This is a genomic window from Bacillus sp. FSL W7-1034 (assembly GCF_038593365.1).
In the GTDB taxonomy this organism is placed as follows: Bacteria; Bacillota; Bacilli; order Bacillales; family Bacillaceae; genus Bacillus; species Bacillus altitudinis.
Genome location: NZ_CP151989.1, coordinates 82,446 through 97,828 on the forward strand (window position 1 = coordinate 82,446; position 15,383 = coordinate 97,828).

The following is a 15,383-nucleotide window of genomic DNA, read 5'->3' on the forward strand; positions in this document are numbered from 1 at the left end:
GAGGGTTTAATCAAAATGGATTATTTAGTTAAAGCGTTAGCATATGACGGGAAAGTCCGTGCGTATGCTGCGAACACAACAGATACAATCAACGAAGCGCAGAGAAGACACCATACGTGGCCAACTGCTTCAGCTGCAATCGGCAGAACCATGACAGCGACTGTCATGATGGGAGCCATGCTGAAAGGCGAGAATAAATTAACTGTCAAAATTGAAGGCGGTGGGCCGATCGGAGCCATCATTGCAGATGGAAACGCAAAAGGTCAGGTGCGCGGATATGTCTCAAACCCACAAGTTCACTTTGATTTAAATGAACATGGGAAGCTGGACGTTAGACGTGCTGTTGGAACATCTGGAACGTTAAGTGTTGTCAAAGATATCGGACTGAAAGACCACTTTACAGGGCAAACGGAAATTGTCTCAGGTGAAATTGGAGATGACTTTACTTATTACCTGGTCTCCTCTGAACAAGTGCCATCCTCTGTAGGTGTGGGTGTTCTTGTCAATCCAGACAACTCGATCCTTGCAGCAGGCGGTTTCATCATTCAATTGCTGCCTGGAACAGAAGATGCAGTCATCGAAAGACTCGAAAAGAGATTATCAACCATTGAACCGATCTCTAAACTGATTGAAAAAGGGATGACTCCTGAAGAAATTTTAGAAGAAGTGCTCGGTGAAAAACCTCAAATCTTAGAAACTGTACCTGTCGAATTTTCTTGTAACTGCTCAAAAGAACGGTTTGCCAACGGTATTATCAGCCTAGGGAAAGCCGAAATTGAGGATATGATTGAACAAGACGGACAAGCAGAAGCTCAATGCCATTTTTGTAACGAAACGTATGTATTTACAAAAGAAGAGCTAGAAGAGCTACGTGAAGAAATAACCCGCTAAGCTCTAAGCAGCGGGTTTTCTTTTTAGAATGGAAAGGAGACGAAAGATGAGACTGAAAGCAAGAGTGGTATGGACATTTATCCTCGTTCTGCTCATGATTAATGCCGTTGTCATTGCATATGTATTAACAAAGTCACAAATGTCGCAGGCTTCTTCAAATGGGAAGAGCGGTGAAGAAATTGCTTCTATTGGGAAAGAGAAAGTCACACGTCAAGAATGGTTAAAGAAAATGGAAGACCGCTACGGAAAGGCAACACTTGAACAAATGATTAATCAGAAGGTAGTCAATCAGCTTGCGAAAGAAAACAAGCTGGAGGTATCTTCAAAAGAGATCAATCGTGAGCTGCTGATGCTGAAAGCGGTATCTAATAATTTCTACGAAGACGGTCATACAAGTGAAAAGGAATGGAAAGAGCAGATTCGTTATCAAATTTTATTAGAACAGCTTCTAACGAGAGATGCGGTCGTTTCTGAAAAAGAAGCCACATCCTTTTATGAAAAAAACAAAGACTTGTATCAATATGATGACTCATACCGAATTCGCCACATTGTTGTGAAAACAAAAGACGAGGCACAAAGTGTATTAAAAGATTTAAAGGGCGGATCTAGTTTCGAAGCTGTAGCAGCTGAGCGATCCACCGATCGATATACCTCTCCTTACGGCGGAGATCTTGGATTTGTCACAGAAGAGCAAGAAAGCATTCCAGCCCTATACATACAAGAAGCCCAAAAGCTTAAGCCAGATGAATGGACGAAAGAGCCGATCGAGATCAAAAATGGTTATGCCATCATACAATTAAAAGAAAAATTAAATGGCCGCTCTTTCTCTTATGAAGAAGTCAAAGATCAGATCAAAAGGCAGATCGCCATGGAAGATCTGGGTGAAAAGGCGAATGTCAAAACCCTGTGGAAAGAAGCAAAAGTCACATGGTTTTACGATGGAGAGCAGGACTAAAAGCATTGACAAAATTTTTCGAAATTGATAATTTAATATTAATACAATAAAATTACTCGGAGATAGAGGTGTTAGTGATGGCTCGTATTGCAAATTCAGTTTTTGAACTAATAGGAAATACACCAGTCGTTAAATTAAACCGTTTAGTAGATGAAGACAGTGCGGATGTCTACTTGAAACTTGAATATATGAACCCAGGTAGCAGTGTAAAAGATCGTATTGCGTTAGCGATGATCGAAGATGCTGAAGCAAAAGGTACATTAAAAGCTGGTGACACACTCATTGAGCCAACAAGCGGAAACACAGGAATCGGTCTTGCGATGGTCGCGGCTGCAAAAGGAATCAATGCGATTTTAGTTATGCCGGATACAATGAGTCAGGAGCGCCGCAACCTTTTACGCGCTTACGGTGCAGAGCTTGTCTTAACACCGGGTGCAGAAGGAATGAAAGGTGCCATCAAAAAAGCAGAAGAATTAGCGGAAGAGCACGGATACTTCATGCCTCAGCAGTTCAGCAATGAAGCCAACGCTGAGATTCACCGCCGCACAACAGGGAAAGAGATTCTTGAACAGTTTGACGGCGAACTTGATGCATTTATTGCAGGAGTTGGTACGGGTGGTACGATTACAGGTGCTGGTGAAGTCCTGAAAGAAGCCATTCCATCTATTCAGCTTTATGCGGTAGAACCAACAGATTCTCCTGTACTATCAGGCGGGAAACCAGGTCCGCATAAAATTCAAGGCATCGGAGCAGGGTTTGTTCCATCTATCTTGAACACAGAAGTATATGACGGCATTATCCAAGTGAAAAACGAAGATGCATTTGAACTTGCAAGAAAGGCAGCGAAAGAAGAAGGAATCCTTGGTGGTATATCTTCAGGAGCAGCCATTTATGCAGCGCTTCAAACAGCGAAGAAGCTTGGTAAAGGGAAAAAGGTTCTAGCGATTATTCCAAGTAACGGTGAACGTTACCTTAGTACGCCGCTTTATCAATTTGATTAAACAATACACCCCAGCATTTGCTGGGGTTTTTTTATGAATTCTGAAGATGGAAAGCAAATACTATTTTCTAATTAAAATGGATTGCATTACAATAAGATTAATGAAAATAAAAAAGGATGATTACATGACACAACGTAGGCCGATGGGCATCAAAATTCCTTTTACGAAAGATGCATTCTTGAAACGATACGAACAATTAACGGCTCATGAATCACATCACGTCCTTCTTGAAAGTGCACGTGGAGGAGAATACAGTATTGCCGGCATTCATCCGATCGCTAAAGCGAAAGGGAAGGACGGGATGACCACCATCCATTATCAGAATGAGGTGTTGTTCAAAGAGGGAGATCCTTTTAGGGCATTTGCTGATTGGTTTCAAACCCTACAAACCGAAACGAACGACGAATACCCTGACTTCCAAGGTGGAGCGATTGGATTTTTAAGCTATGATTACGCAAGATATATCGAGCATTTTAAAATGCTGTCCATCGATGATTTGAAGACGCCTGATTTGTATTTCCTCGTATTCAATGATGTCGCTGTCTTTGATCATAATAAAGACGTCCTCTGGCTGATGACTCATACAGAAGGAGACGAACCTGTCAGTGAAGTTCATCAAAGACTTGAAGAATTAAAGCAAAGCTGGACAAGCACATCAGAAGAATCAGCACATTCACCTGTCAATGTGTCTTCTTCGGAATGTGTACCTGCTGCACCTTTTACTGAAGAAGCTTTCGGGGAAGCTGTAGAAACGATTAAACAATATATCGCCAGCGGTGACGTGTTCCAAGTGAACCTATCCATTAGACAAGATGAACAGCTTCATACCCACCCATATCATTTATACAAAACATTACGTCACGTGAATCCATCTCCATATATGTCATATCTGCACACGCCAGATTTCCAAATTGTCTGTGGATCTCCAGAGCTGCTTATTAAGAAAAAAGGCATTCAGCTCGAAACAAGACCGATCGCTGGCACAAGATCAAGAGGCAAGGATGATGCGGAAGATCAAGCGCTGGCAAAAGAACTCATTGAAGATGAAAAAGAACGTGCAGAACATGTGATGCTCGTTGATCTTGAGCGGAATGATCTTGGACGAGTGTCTACTTATGGCTCAGTCAAGGTGAACGAGTTTATGGCCATTGAGAAATATTCACACGTGATGCACATTGTATCAAATGTCCAAGGGGAGCTGCGTGATGATTGTGATGCAGTAGATGTCATGAGAGCTGTATTCCCAGGCGGCACAATTACAGGTGCGCCAAAAGTGAGAACAATGGAAATCATAGAAGAGCTTGAGCCGACAAGGCGTGGGCTTTATACTGGATCTATAGGCTGGTTTGGATTCAATCAAGATATGCATTTTAATATCGTCATTCGTACGGCTTATTGTACAGGGGGCAGAGCCTTCATGCAGTCAGGTGCAGGCATTGTCATCGATTCTGTACCAAAGCACGAATACAAAGAATCGATTAAAAAAGCCTATGCAGTGAAAAAAGCATTACAGTTGAGCAAAGAAGAGACTATTTTGAGTTAGAGGTGAGCAGAGTATGATATTAATGATTGATAATTACGATTCATTTACGTACAACCTGGTCCAGTATTTAGGTGAGCTTGGGGAAGAACTGATTGTAAAACGAAACGATCAAGTCACTATTCAAGAAATCGAAGAGCTTAAGCCAGACTTTCTGATGATTTCTCCAGGACCTTGCAGTCCGGATGAAGCAGGAATTAGTATGGAAGCGATCAAACATTTTGCTGGGAAGATTCCGATCTTCGGTGTCTGTTTAGGTCATCAATCCATTGCACAAGTATTTGGTGGAGATGTCATTCGTGCGGAGCGGTTAATGCATGGGAAAACATCAGAGATTGAACACGACGGCAAAGGTGTCTTCACGGGACTCCAAAATCCGCTCGTCGCAACGAGATATCATTCATTAATTGTTAAAGACGAGACGCTACCGGAGTGCTTTGTCAGAACAGCGAGCACAAAGGAAGGCGAACTCATGGCCATTCGCCATAAAGAACTTCCGATTGAAAGTGTTCAATTCCATCCAGAATCGATTATGACGTCCTTCGGTAAGGAAATGCTCAGAAATTTCATTGAAACCTATCGTAAAAAGGGGAATGAAGTAAACGCATGATCATTTACCTGAACGGTCAGTATATAGAGGAGAAAGACGCGACTCTTTCTCCTTTTGATCATGGTTTTCTATATGGCATCGGTGTATTCGAAACATTTACCTCTCTAGCAGGACAAGTCTTCTTGTTAGACTGGCATCTTGAAAGGCTCAATCAATCATTGCGTGACCTTTGCATCGAATCCACAATAGAGAAACCATTTGTACTCGACATCATTCATACATTATTCAATCAAAACCAAATAACGGACGGTCATGCGAGGATCCGCTTCAATGTTTCTGCGGGCAGAGGCAATGGATTTTCTGCAGACCCTTATGAGAAGCCTGTTGTTTTTGTGATGATCTCCCCATTCCGGCCTGAATCAATAGTAGATGAAAAACAGGGAATCATTCTTGATACAAGAAGAAACACACCGGAAGGTCCAAGACGGCTCAAGTCGCATCATTACATGAACAACCTGCTGGCGAAAAGAGAAGTAGGGAACGATCCGTCTGTAGAAGGGATCTTTTTAACAAAAGAAGACGATGTGGCAGAAGGAATTACGTCAAATCTATTTTGGCGAAAAAAAGATGTGATCTATACACCTTCACTTGATACCGGCATTTTAAACGGGGTTACCCGTCGATATTGTATTGAAACGCTGCAAGCTTCGGGGATCCCACTAATAGAAGGAAGATATCCACTCTCGCACTTGCTCTCAGCTGATGAGGCGTGGATGACCAATTCGGTTCAGGGAATTGTGCCTTTTAAAAATATCGGAGACACCGTCCTGCAAAACCACAACCGAACGATTTCGACCAAGTTGAGAACAGAATATACAAAAGAACGTCTAGAACATAAAGAGTAGGTGGACACAATGACACAACAATTGATAAAACAGCCTAAAATCATACAAGCCAAGCACCATACCCTTAGTTATGAAGAAAAGACATTGGTCATGGGCATTTTAAATGTCACACCGGACTCTTTTTCAGATGGAGGAAAATTCAATCAAATTGATAAAGCGCTGGCTCATGCAACGCAGCTCATAGAAGATGGGGCGCATATTATTGATATTGGCGGTGAATCGACTCGGCCGGGGGCGGCACTTGTCTCAGAGCAAGAGGAGCTTTCAAGGGTCATTCCTGTCATTGAGAAGATCACAAAAGAATTGGACATACCTATTTCTATTGATACGTATAAAGCCCATGTCGCAGATGAGGCAGTGAAAGCAGGAGCCTCAATCATTAATGATGTATGGGGGGCGAAAGCTGATCCTCAAATGGCGCATGTGGCAGCGAAGCACAACGTGCCAATCATCTTAATGCACAATCGACCAGAGCGGAATTACACCCATCTGATTTCAGATATGATCGCAGATCTGAAAGAAAGTGTTCAAATTGTGAAACAAGCGGGTGTCCGTGATGACATGATCATATTAGATCCTGGTGTAGGATTTGCGAAAAATAAAACTGACAACCTCATGGTCATGAATGAACTTGAACATTTTTGCCACCTAGGGTATCCGCTGCTTCTAGCAACATCCCGCAAACGATTCATCGGTGCAGTTTTAGACCTGCCGCCTGAAGAACGTACTGAAGGAACGGGTGCGACGGTCTGTCTTGGGATTCAAAAGGGCAGCGCGATGGTCCGAGTGCACGATGTAAAAGAAATCGCAAGAATGGCAAAAATGATGGATGCCATGCTGAATAAAGGAGGCGCTTATCATCGATAAAGTATATGTAAACGGAATGGAATTTTACGGCTATCACGGTGTATTTGCAGAAGAGAATAAACTAGGCCAGCGCTTTCGTGTGGACCTAACAGCTTCACTGGATTTAAGTAAGGCAGGACAAACGGATGACCTAAATGAGACCATCAACTATGCTGAGCTCTACAACATCTGCAAAAATATTGTAGAAGGGGACCCAGTGAACCTCGTTGAAACGCTGACAGAAAGAATTGCAAATCAAGTGTTAAAGGACTTTCCGACAGTTCAAGAATGTACAGTAAAAGTAATCAAACCAGATCCGCCAATTCCAGGACACTATCAGTCCGTTGCCATTGAAATGACGAGATCACGCGCATGAACAATACAGCTTATATCGCTTTAGGCTCAAACATAGGAAAAAAGGAAACCTACTTAAAAGAAGCTGTCAAAAAACTTCACGAACATCCAGGTGTTCAAGTTGAATCCATTTCATCTATATATGAGACAACACCTGTAGGCTACGAGAATCAGGATGACTTCTTGAACATGGCTGTGAAGATTTCCACCTCGCTTCGTCCTGAAGAACTTCTATCACTGACTCAGAACATTGAGCAGGAGTTAGGCAGAACAAGAGAAGTGAGGTGGGGTCCACGGACAGCTGACCTTGACATTTTACTTTATAATCGTGAAAATATTGAAACAGAACAACTTGTAGTGCCGCATCCTAGAATGTACGAACGTTTATTCGTTCTTGTTCCGATGAGTGAGATTTGCCCAGAAATCGGCGAAGCCCAGATAAACGCCGTAACAGACCAAGAAGGTGTAAGCATATGGAAAAAGACATGTGGGGTAGAAGAATTCGTGCATACCGAAAGCTAAAAGGGTATACTCAGGAAGGGTTCGCCAAAAGACTGGGCATCTCTGTCTCTGTCTTAGGGGAAATTGAGCGAGGCAATCGATTACCAACAAACCAAATGGTTGGTCAAATAGCAGATGCTTTAAATATAACGGTGGAAGAACTTTCACCAATTCTTGAAGAAGAAAGGAGGGGACATGATGTTTAAAATCGGAGATATCGAAATTAAAAACAAAGTAGTGCTCGCACCAATGGCTGGTGTGTGTAACTCTGCTTTCAGACTCACGGTGAAAGAGTTTGGAGCGGGCTTAGTCTGCGCTGAAATGGTCAGTGACAAAGCGATCTTGATTAATAATGCCAGAACGATGGGCATGCTGTACATTGATGAACGTGAAAAACCGTTGAGCCTTCAGATATTTGGGGGAGAAAAGGACACGCTCGTAGAAGCGGCCAAGTTTGTAGACCAGAATACAACGGCGGACATTATTGATATTAATATGGGATGTCCTGTACCAAAGATCACGAAATGTGACGCAGGAGCGAAATGGCTGCTGGATCCAAACAAGATTTACGAAATGGTATCCGCAGTCGTAGAAGCTGTAGATAAACCTGTTACTGTGAAAATGAGAATGGGCTGGGACGAAGAACATATCTTCGCTATCGACAATGCCCGTGCTGTTGAACGAGCAGGTGGACAAGCGGTTGCGCTTCACGGACGGACACGTGTGCAGATGTACGAAGGAACAGCGAATTGGGATATTATAAAAGAGGTCAAACAATCTGTTTCCATTCCAGTCATCGGCAATGGAGATGTCAAAACCCCTCAAGATGCAAAACGTATGCTTGATGAAACGGGTGCAGATGCTGTCATGATCGGAAGAGCCGCACTAGGAAACCCGTGGATGATTTACCGGACGGTTCATTATTTAGAAACGGGTGAACTAAAAGAAGAGCCTAATGTGCGTGAGAAAATGTCTGTGTGCAAACTTCACTTAGACAGACTCATAGACCTGAAAGGTGAGCATGTGGCTGTCAGAGAAATGAGAAAACATGCAGCATGGTACTTAAAAGGTGTCCGAGGCAATGCAGATGTAAGAAACCAAATCAATCAAAGTGAAACGAGAGCGGAGCTTGTAAAAGTTCTAGATGACTTTACGATCGAAGTCGAGGCAAAAGAGCTTCAAAGAATAAAAGTAGGATAAGACTATCTTTCTTTTTGTAGCTCACTGCTAGTGCACGTACTGGCAGTTTTTCTGCTTTTCTCTGCAAAATACATTATTGGAGTGATATAAATGAGTAATGAAGGGCTTAATAACGAAGAATTAAATGATCAATTCCAAGTAAGACGTGACAAAATGAATAAAATGAGAGAAGAGGGTATCGATCCATTCGGTGAACGATATGACCGTTCTCATCAATCCGCACAAATTATTGCTGAATATGACGAGTTTTCAAAAGAAGACTTAGAAGAAAAAGCAGCTCAAGTAACAATTGCTGGCCGTATGATGACAAAACGCGGAAAAGGGAAAGCTGGCTTTGCACACATTCAAGACTTAGAAGGACAAATTCAAATCTATGTACGTAAAGATAGCGTAGGAGAAGAAGCTTACGAATTATTCAAAAGCTCGGACCTAGGCGATATTATCGGTGTGACGGGAACCGTATTTAAAACGAATGTAGGAGAACTTTCAATTAAAGCGACTAGCTTTGAGGTTCTTACAAAAGCACTTCGCCCGCTCCCTGATAAATATCACGGACTAAAAGATGTAGAACAACGCTATCGTCAGCGTTACCTTGACCTGATTGTCAATCCAGAAAGTAAGCAGACGTTCATCATGCGAAGCAAAATCATTCAATCAATGAGAAGATACTTAGATTCAAAAGGATACCTAGAAGTTGAAACACCAACAATGCATAGCATCCCTGGTGGTGCATCAGCTCGTCCTTTCATTACTCATCACAATGCACTTGATATGCCGCTTTATATGCGTATTGCGATCGAGCTGCATTTAAAACGTCTAATTGTCGGTGGTCTAGAGAAAGTATACGAGATTGGCCGCGTATTCCGTAATGAAGGAGTCTCAACTCGTCATAACCCGGAATTTACTATGATTGAGCTGTATGAAGCATATGCAGACTACAAAGACATCATGAACCTAACGGAAAACTTGATTGCTCATATTGCCCAAGAGGTACTAGGAACAACAACGATTCAATATGGAGAAGATGAAATTGATCTAAAACCTGAATGGAAGAGACTCCATATGGTTGAAGCAGTCAAAGAAGCAACAGGTGTAGACTTCTGGCAGGAGATGTCTGTAGAAGAAGCAAAACAGCATGCTGCTGATCACGATGTTGAAATCACAAAAAACATGACAGTAGGTCATATTATCAATGAGTTCTTCGAGCAAAAAGTAGAAGAAACACTGGTTCAGCCTACCTTTATTTACGGGCACCCAGTTGAGATTTCTCCATTAGCTAAGAAAAATCCTGAAGACCCGCGCTTCACGGACCGCTTTGAGCTATTCATCGTGCGTCGCGAGCATGCAAATGCATTCACCGAGCTGAATGATCCAATTGACCAAAGAGAACGCTTTGAAGCTCAATTAAAAGAACGTGAAGAAGGAAATGACGAAGCGCATCTCATGGATGACGATTTTGTTGAAGCATTAGAATATGGCATGCCGCCAACAGGCGGACTAGGAATCGGTATCGACCGATTAATCATGCTGCTAACAAATTCTCCATCAATCAGAGATGTACTGCTTTTCCCGCAAATGAGAAACCGTTAATACATCAACAAAAGCGCCATTTGATCTGTGGCGCTTTTTATTTTTCATAAAATGAAACTTTTTTTAAAAAAACTATTGCAAGAAAAGAATCCAGATGGTATATTATTATTCGTTGCCGCAAAACAGCAACGAGGTTGAAAAAAGAAAATGAAAAAAGTTCTTGACTTCAACCGAAGCGAAATGTTAAGATATTAAAGTCGCTTACGAGCGATAACGAAGATGATCTTTGAAAACTAAACAAGACAAAACGTACCTGTTAATTCGAGTTTTTATAAAAAATCCTATGATACATCATAGGTAGTCAGTCAAACGCTGACGAAAAACAAAACTTCGGTTTTGTACTTTTTCGGAGAGTTTGATCCTGGCTCAGGACGAACGCTGGCGGCGTGCCTAATACATGCAAGTCGAGCGGACAGAAGGGAGCTTGCTCCCGGATGTTAGCGGCGGACGGGTGAGTAACACGTGGGTAACCTGCCTGTAAGACTGGGATAACTCCGGGAAACCGGAGCTAATACCGGATAGTTCCTTGAACCGCATGGTTCAAGGATGAAAGACGGTTTCGGCTGTCACTTACAGATGGACCCGCGGCGCATTAGCTAGTTGGTGAGGTAACGGCTCACCAAGGCGACGATGCGTAGCCGACCTGAGAGGGTGATCGGCCACACTGGGACTGAGACACGGCCCAGACTCCTACGGGAGGCAGCAGTAGGGAATCTTCCGCAATGGACGAAAGTCTGACGGAGCAACGCCGCGTGAGTGATGAAGGTTTTCGGATCGTAAAGCTCTGTTGTTAGGGAAGAACAAGTGCAAGAGTAACTGCTTGCACCTTGACGGTACCTAACCAGAAAGCCACGGCTAACTACGTGCCAGCAGCCGCGGTAATACGTAGGTGGCAAGCGTTGTCCGGAATTATTGGGCGTAAAGGGCTCGCAGGCGGTTTCTTAAGTCTGATGTGAAAGCCCCCGGCTCAACCGGGGAGGGTCATTGGAAACTGGGAAACTTGAGTGCAGAAGAGGAGAGTGGAATTCCACGTGTAGCGGTGAAATGCGTAGAGATGTGGAGGAACACCAGTGGCGAAGGCGACTCTCTGGTCTGTAACTGACGCTGAGGAGCGAAAGCGTGGGGAGCGAACAGGATTAGATACCCTGGTAGTCCACGCCGTAAACGATGAGTGCTAAGTGTTAGGGGGTTTCCGCCCCTTAGTGCTGCAGCTAACGCATTAAGCACTCCGCCTGGGGAGTACGGTCGCAAGACTGAAACTCAAAGGAATTGACGGGGGCCCGCACAAGCGGTGGAGCATGTGGTTTAATTCGAAGCAACGCGAAGAACCTTACCAGGTCTTGACATCCTCTGACAACCCTAGAGATAGGGCTTTCCCTTCGGGGACAGAGTGACAGGTGGTGCATGGTTGTCGTCAGCTCGTGTCGTGAGATGTTGGGTTAAGTCCCGCAACGAGCGCAACCCTTGATCTTAGTTGCCAGCATTTAGTTGGGCACTCTAAGGTGACTGCCGGTGACAAACCGGAGGAAGGTGGGGATGACGTCAAATCATCATGCCCCTTATGACCTGGGCTACACACGTGCTACAATGGACAGAACAAAGGGCTGCGAGACCGCAAGGTTTAGCCAATCCCACAAATCTGTTCTCAGTTCGGATCGCAGTCTGCAACTCGACTGCGTGAAGCTGGAATCGCTAGTAATCGCGGATCAGCATGCCGCGGTGAATACGTTCCCGGGCCTTGTACACACCGCCCGTCACACCACGAGAGTTTGCAACACCCGAAGTCGGTGAGGTAACCTTTATGGAGCCAGCCGCCGAAGGTGGGGCAGATGATTGGGGTGAAGTCGTAACAAGGTAGCCGTATCGGAAGGTGCGGCTGGATCACCTCCTTTCTAAGGATATATGGAGCAGCGTACGTTTTTCGTCTTGTTTAGTTTTGAAGGATCATTCCTTCAAACATGTCTCTAGCGAGACAGGATTGTTCTTTGAAAACTAGATAACAATAAGTAATACATTCACATTGAATGCAATGCAAAGTTCATCACACATAGTGATTCTTTCTAAAGTAAGAAATGGTTAAGTTAGAAAGGGCGCACGGTGGATGCCTTGGCACTAGGAGCCGATGAAGGACGGGACGAACACCGATATGCTTCGGGGAGCTGTAAGCAAGCTTTGATCCGGAGATTTCCGAATGGGGAAACCCACTGCTCGTAATGGAGTAGTATCCATACTTGAATACATAGAGTATGAGAAGGCATACCCGGGGAACTGAAACATCTAAGTACCCGGAGGAAGAGAAAGCAAATGCGATTCCCTGAGTAGCGGCGAGCGAAACGGGAACAGCCCAAACCAAGAGGCTTGCCTCTTGGGGTTGTAGGACACTCTATACGGAGTTACAAAGGAACGATATAAGCGAAGAGGTCTGGAAAGGCCCGCCAAAGAAGGTAACAGCCCTGTAACTGAAATGTTGTTCTCTCCAGAGTGGATCCTGAGTACGGCGGAACACGTGAAATTCCGTCGGAATCCGGGAGGACCATCTCCCAAGGCTAAATACTCCCTAGTGACCGATAGTGAACCAGTACCGTGAGGGAAAGGTGAAAAGCACCCCGGAAGGGGAGTGAAATAGATCCTGAAACCGTGTGCCTACAAGTAGTCAGAGCCCGTTAACGGGTGATGGCGTGCCTTTTGTAGAATGAACCGGCGAGTTACGATCCCGTGCAAGGTTAAGCAGAAGATGCGGAGCCGCAGCGAAAGCGAGTCTGAATAGGGCGCATGAGTACGTGGTCGTAGACCCGAAACCAGGTGATCTACCCATGTCCAGGGTGAAGTTCAGGTAACACTGAATGGAGGCCCGAACCCACGCACGTTGAAAAGTGCGGGGATGAGGTGTGGGTAGGGGTGAAATGCCAATCGAACCTGGAGATAGCTGGTTCTCTCCGAAATAGCTTTAGGGCTAGCCTCAAGGTAAGAGTCTCGGAGGTAGAGCACTGATTGGACTAGGGGCCCCTACCGGGTTACCGAATTCAGTCAAACTCCGAATGCCGATGACTTATCCTTGGGAGTCAGACTGCGAGTGATAAGATCCGTAGTCGAAAGGGAAACAGCCCAGACCGCCAGCTAAGGTCCCAAAGTATACGTTAAGTGGAAAAGGATGTGGAGTTGCTTAGACAACCAGGATGTTGGCTTAGAAGCAGCCACCATTTAAAGAGTGCGTAATAGCTCACTGGTCGAGTGACTCTGCGCCGAAAATGTACCGGGGCTAAACGTATCACCGAAGCTGCGGACTGTTCTTACGAACAGTGGTAGGAGAGCGTTCTAAGTGCAGTGAAGTCAGACCGGAAGGACTGGTGGAGCGCTTAGAAGTGAGAATGCCGGTATGAGTAGCGAAAGACGGGTGAGAATCCCGTCCACCGAATGCCTAAGGTTTCCTGAGGAAGGCTCGTCCGCTCAGGGTTAGTCGGGACCTAAGCCGAGGCCGAAAGGCGTAGGCGATGGACAACAGGTTGATATTCCTGTACCACCTCCTCACCATTTGAGCAATGGGGGGACGCAGGAGGATAGGGTAAGCGCGGTATTGGATATCCGCGTCCAAGCAGTTAGGCTGGGAAATAGGCAAATCCGTTTCCCGTGAAGGCTGAGCTGTGATGGCGAGCGAAATTTAGTAGCGAAGTTCCTGATTCCACACTGCCAAGAAAAGCCTCTAGCGAGGTGAGAGGTGCCCGTACCGCAAACCGACACAGGTAGGCGAGGAGAGAATCCTAAGGTGATCGAGAGAACTCTCGTTAAGGAACTCGGCAAAATGACCCCGTAACTTCGGGAGAAGGGGTGCTTCTTAGGGTGTTAAAGCCCCGAGAAGCCGCAGTGAATAGGCCCAGGCGACTGTTTAGCAAAAACACAGGTCTCTGCGAAGCCGTAAGGCGAAGTATAGGGGCTGACGCCTGCCCGGTGCTGGAAGGTTAAGAGGAGCGCTTAGCGTAAGCGAAGGTGCGAATTGAAGCCCCAGTAAACGGCGGCCGTAACTATAACGGTCCTAAGGTAGCGAAATTCCTTGTCGGGTAAGTTCCGACCCGCACGAAAGGCGCAACGATCTGGGCACTGTCTCAACGAGAGACTCGGTGAAATTATAGTACCTGTGAAGATGCAGGTTACCCGCGACAGGACGGAAAGACCCCGTGGAGCTTTACTGCAGCCTGATATTGAATGTTGGTACAGCTTGTACAGGATAGGTAGGAGCCTTGGAAACCGGAGCGCTAGCTTCGGTGGAGGCATCGGTGGGATACTACCCTGGCTGTATTGACCTTCTAACCCGCTGCCCTTATCGGGCAGGGAGACAGTGTCAGGTGGGCAGTTTGACTGGGGCGGTCGCCTCCTAAAATGTAACGGAGGCGCCCAAAGGTTCCCTCAGAATGGTTGGAAATCATTCGCAGAGTGTAAAGGCACAAGGGAGCTTGACTGCGAGACCTACAAGTCGAGCAGGGACGAAAGTCGGGCTTAGTGATCCGGTGGTTCCGCATGGAAGGGCCATCGCTCAACGGATAAAAGCTACCCCGGGGATAACAGGCTTATCTCCCCCAAGAGTCCACATCGACGGGGAGGTTTGGCACCTCGATGTCGGCTCATCGCATCCTGGGGCTGTAGTCGGTCCCAAGGGTTGGGCTGTTCGCCCATTAAAGCGGTACGCGAGCTGGGTTCAGAACGTCGTGAGACAGTTCGGTCCCTATCCGTCGCGGGCGCAGGAAATTTGAGAGGAGCTGTCCTTAGTACGAGAGGACCGGGATGGACGCACCGCTGGTGTACCAGTTGTTCTGCCAAGGGCATCGCTGGGTAGCTATGTGCGGACGGGATAAGTGCTGAAAGCATCTAAGCATGAAGCCCCCCTCAAGATGAGATTTCCCATTCCGCAAGGAAGTAAGATCCCTGAAAGATGATCAGGTTGATAGGTCTGAGGTGGAAGCGTGGTGACACGTGGAGCTGACAGATACTAATAGATCGAGGACTTAACCTATATTCTAATGTGAAAAATGAACATTGTTATCTAGTTTTGAGAGAA

Annotated in this window: 12 protein-coding genes and 2 rRNA genes; all 14 read left to right on the plus strand. The window is 45.4% G+C overall.

Annotated features, from left to right (window positions below):
* Positions 1-15 precede the first annotated feature (15 nt).
* The 14 genes from hslO (at position 16) to NST73_RS00500 (ending at position 15,338) form a co-directional block, all read left to right on the plus strand.
* Positions 16-891: an Hsp33 family molecular chaperone HslO gene (gene hslO / locus NST73_RS00435; RefSeq protein WP_007496169.1), complete on the plus strand. Its 876-nt coding sequence runs from the start codon at positions 16-18 to the stop codon at positions 889-891.
* A gap of 52 nt (positions 892-943) precedes the next feature.
* Positions 944-1,846 (plus strand): peptidyl-prolyl cis-trans isomerase, encoded by a 903-nt coding sequence (locus NST73_RS00440; protein WP_259255614.1) that lies wholly within the window; start codon positions 944-946, stop codon positions 1,844-1,846.
* 77 nt (positions 1,847-1,923) lie between these two features.
* Positions 1,924-2,847 (plus strand): cysteine synthase A, encoded by a 924-nt coding sequence (cysK, locus tag NST73_RS00445; RefSeq protein ID WP_017359310.1) that lies wholly within the window; start codon positions 1,924-1,926, stop codon positions 2,845-2,847.
* Between the two features lie 124 nt (positions 2,848-2,971).
* Complete coding sequence (locus tag NST73_RS00450) at positions 2,972-4,390, plus strand: anthranilate synthase component I family protein (RefSeq protein ID WP_048002274.1); 1,419 nt, start codon at positions 2,972-2,974, stop codon at positions 4,388-4,390.
* 13 nt (positions 4,391-4,403) lie between these two features.
* On the plus strand, positions 4,404-4,997 hold the full coding sequence (gene pabA, locus NST73_RS00455; RefSeq protein WP_008341810.1) for an aminodeoxychorismate/anthranilate synthase component II: 594 nt from the start codon (positions 4,404-4,406) through the stop codon (positions 4,995-4,997).
* Positions 4,994-5,842, plus strand: coding sequence for an aminodeoxychorismate lyase (gene pabC, locus NST73_RS00460; protein ID WP_073415774.1), 849 nt, complete (start codon positions 4,994-4,996; stop codon positions 5,840-5,842). Before pabA ends, pabC begins: the two co-directional genes overlap by 4 nt.
* 9 nt (positions 5,843-5,851) lie before the next feature.
* Entirely contained in the window at positions 5,852-6,709 is an 858-nt protein-coding gene (gene folP, locus NST73_RS00465; protein WP_024719371.1) for a dihydropteroate synthase, read from the plus strand.
* Positions 6,702-7,064 carry a dihydroneopterin aldolase gene (gene folB, locus NST73_RS00470; protein WP_024719372.1) on the plus strand — a complete coding sequence of 121 codons (363 nt, stop codon included), beginning with the start codon at positions 6,702-6,704 and terminating at the stop codon, positions 7,062-7,064. Before folP ends, folB begins: the two co-directional genes overlap by 8 nt.
* On the plus strand, positions 7,061-7,564 hold the full coding sequence (gene folK / locus NST73_RS00475; protein ID WP_007496156.1) for a 2-amino-4-hydroxy-6-hydroxymethyldihydropteridine diphosphokinase: 504 nt from the start codon (positions 7,061-7,063) through the stop codon (positions 7,562-7,564). Before folB ends, folK begins: the two co-directional genes overlap by 4 nt.
* Complete coding sequence (locus tag NST73_RS00480; protein ID WP_008341798.1) at positions 7,516-7,749, plus strand: helix-turn-helix transcriptional regulator; 234 nt, start codon at positions 7,516-7,518, stop codon at positions 7,747-7,749. The genes folK and NST73_RS00480 overlap by 49 nt, the downstream gene beginning before the upstream one ends.
* Positions 7,742-8,743, plus strand: coding sequence for a tRNA dihydrouridine synthase DusB (gene dusB, locus NST73_RS00485; RefSeq protein ID WP_337903212.1), 1,002 nt, complete (start codon positions 7,742-7,744; stop codon positions 8,741-8,743). The genes NST73_RS00480 and dusB overlap by 8 nt, the downstream gene beginning before the upstream one ends.
* A gap of 90 nt (positions 8,744-8,833) precedes the next feature.
* Entirely contained in the window at positions 8,834-10,333 is a 1,500-nt protein-coding gene (gene lysS, locus NST73_RS00490; protein WP_057078729.1) for a lysine--tRNA ligase, read from the plus strand.
* Between the two features lie 343 nt (positions 10,334-10,676).
* Positions 10,677-12,225 (plus strand): 16S ribosomal RNA (locus tag NST73_RS00495).
* Between the two features lie 182 nt (positions 12,226-12,407).
* Positions 12,408-15,338, plus strand: a 23S ribosomal RNA gene (locus NST73_RS00500).
* Together the 16S and 23S rRNA genes form the textbook arrangement of a ribosomal RNA operon.
* Positions 15,339-15,383 lie beyond the last annotated feature (45 nt).

What these genes read in the sequence shown, in the direction of transcription:
- pabA (WP_008341810.1), top strand. Translation starts at nt 4,404, where the DNA reads ATGATATTAATGATTGATAATTACGATTCATTTACGTACAACCTGGTC.
- cysK (WP_017359310.1), top strand. Translation starts at nt 1,924, where the DNA reads ATGGCTCGTATTGCAAATTCAGTTTTTGAACTAATAGGAAATACACCA.
- lysS (WP_057078729.1), top strand. Translation starts at nt 8,834, where the DNA reads ATGAGTAATGAAGGGCTTAATAACGAAGAATTAAATGATCAATTCCAA.
- hslO (WP_007496169.1), top strand. Translation starts at nt 16, where the DNA reads ATGGATTATTTAGTTAAAGCGTTAGCATATGACGGGAAAGTCCGTGCG.
- dusB (WP_337903212.1), top strand. Translation starts at nt 7,742, where the DNA reads ATGTTTAAAATCGGAGATATCGAAATTAAAAACAAAGTAGTGCTCGCA.
- folP (WP_024719371.1), top strand. Translation starts at nt 5,852, where the DNA reads ATGACACAACAATTGATAAAACAGCCTAAAATCATACAAGCCAAGCAC.
- NST73_RS00450 (WP_048002274.1), top strand. Translation starts at nt 2,972, where the DNA reads ATGACACAACGTAGGCCGATGGGCATCAAAATTCCTTTTACGAAAGAT.
- folK (WP_007496156.1), top strand. Translation starts at nt 7,061, where the DNA reads ATGAACAATACAGCTTATATCGCTTTAGGCTCAAACATAGGAAAAAAG.
- NST73_RS00480 (WP_008341798.1), top strand. Translation starts at nt 7,516, where the DNA reads ATGGAAAAAGACATGTGGGGTAGAAGAATTCGTGCATACCGAAAGCTA.
- pabC (WP_073415774.1), top strand. Translation starts at nt 4,994, where the DNA reads ATGATCATTTACCTGAACGGTCAGTATATAGAGGAGAAAGACGCGACT.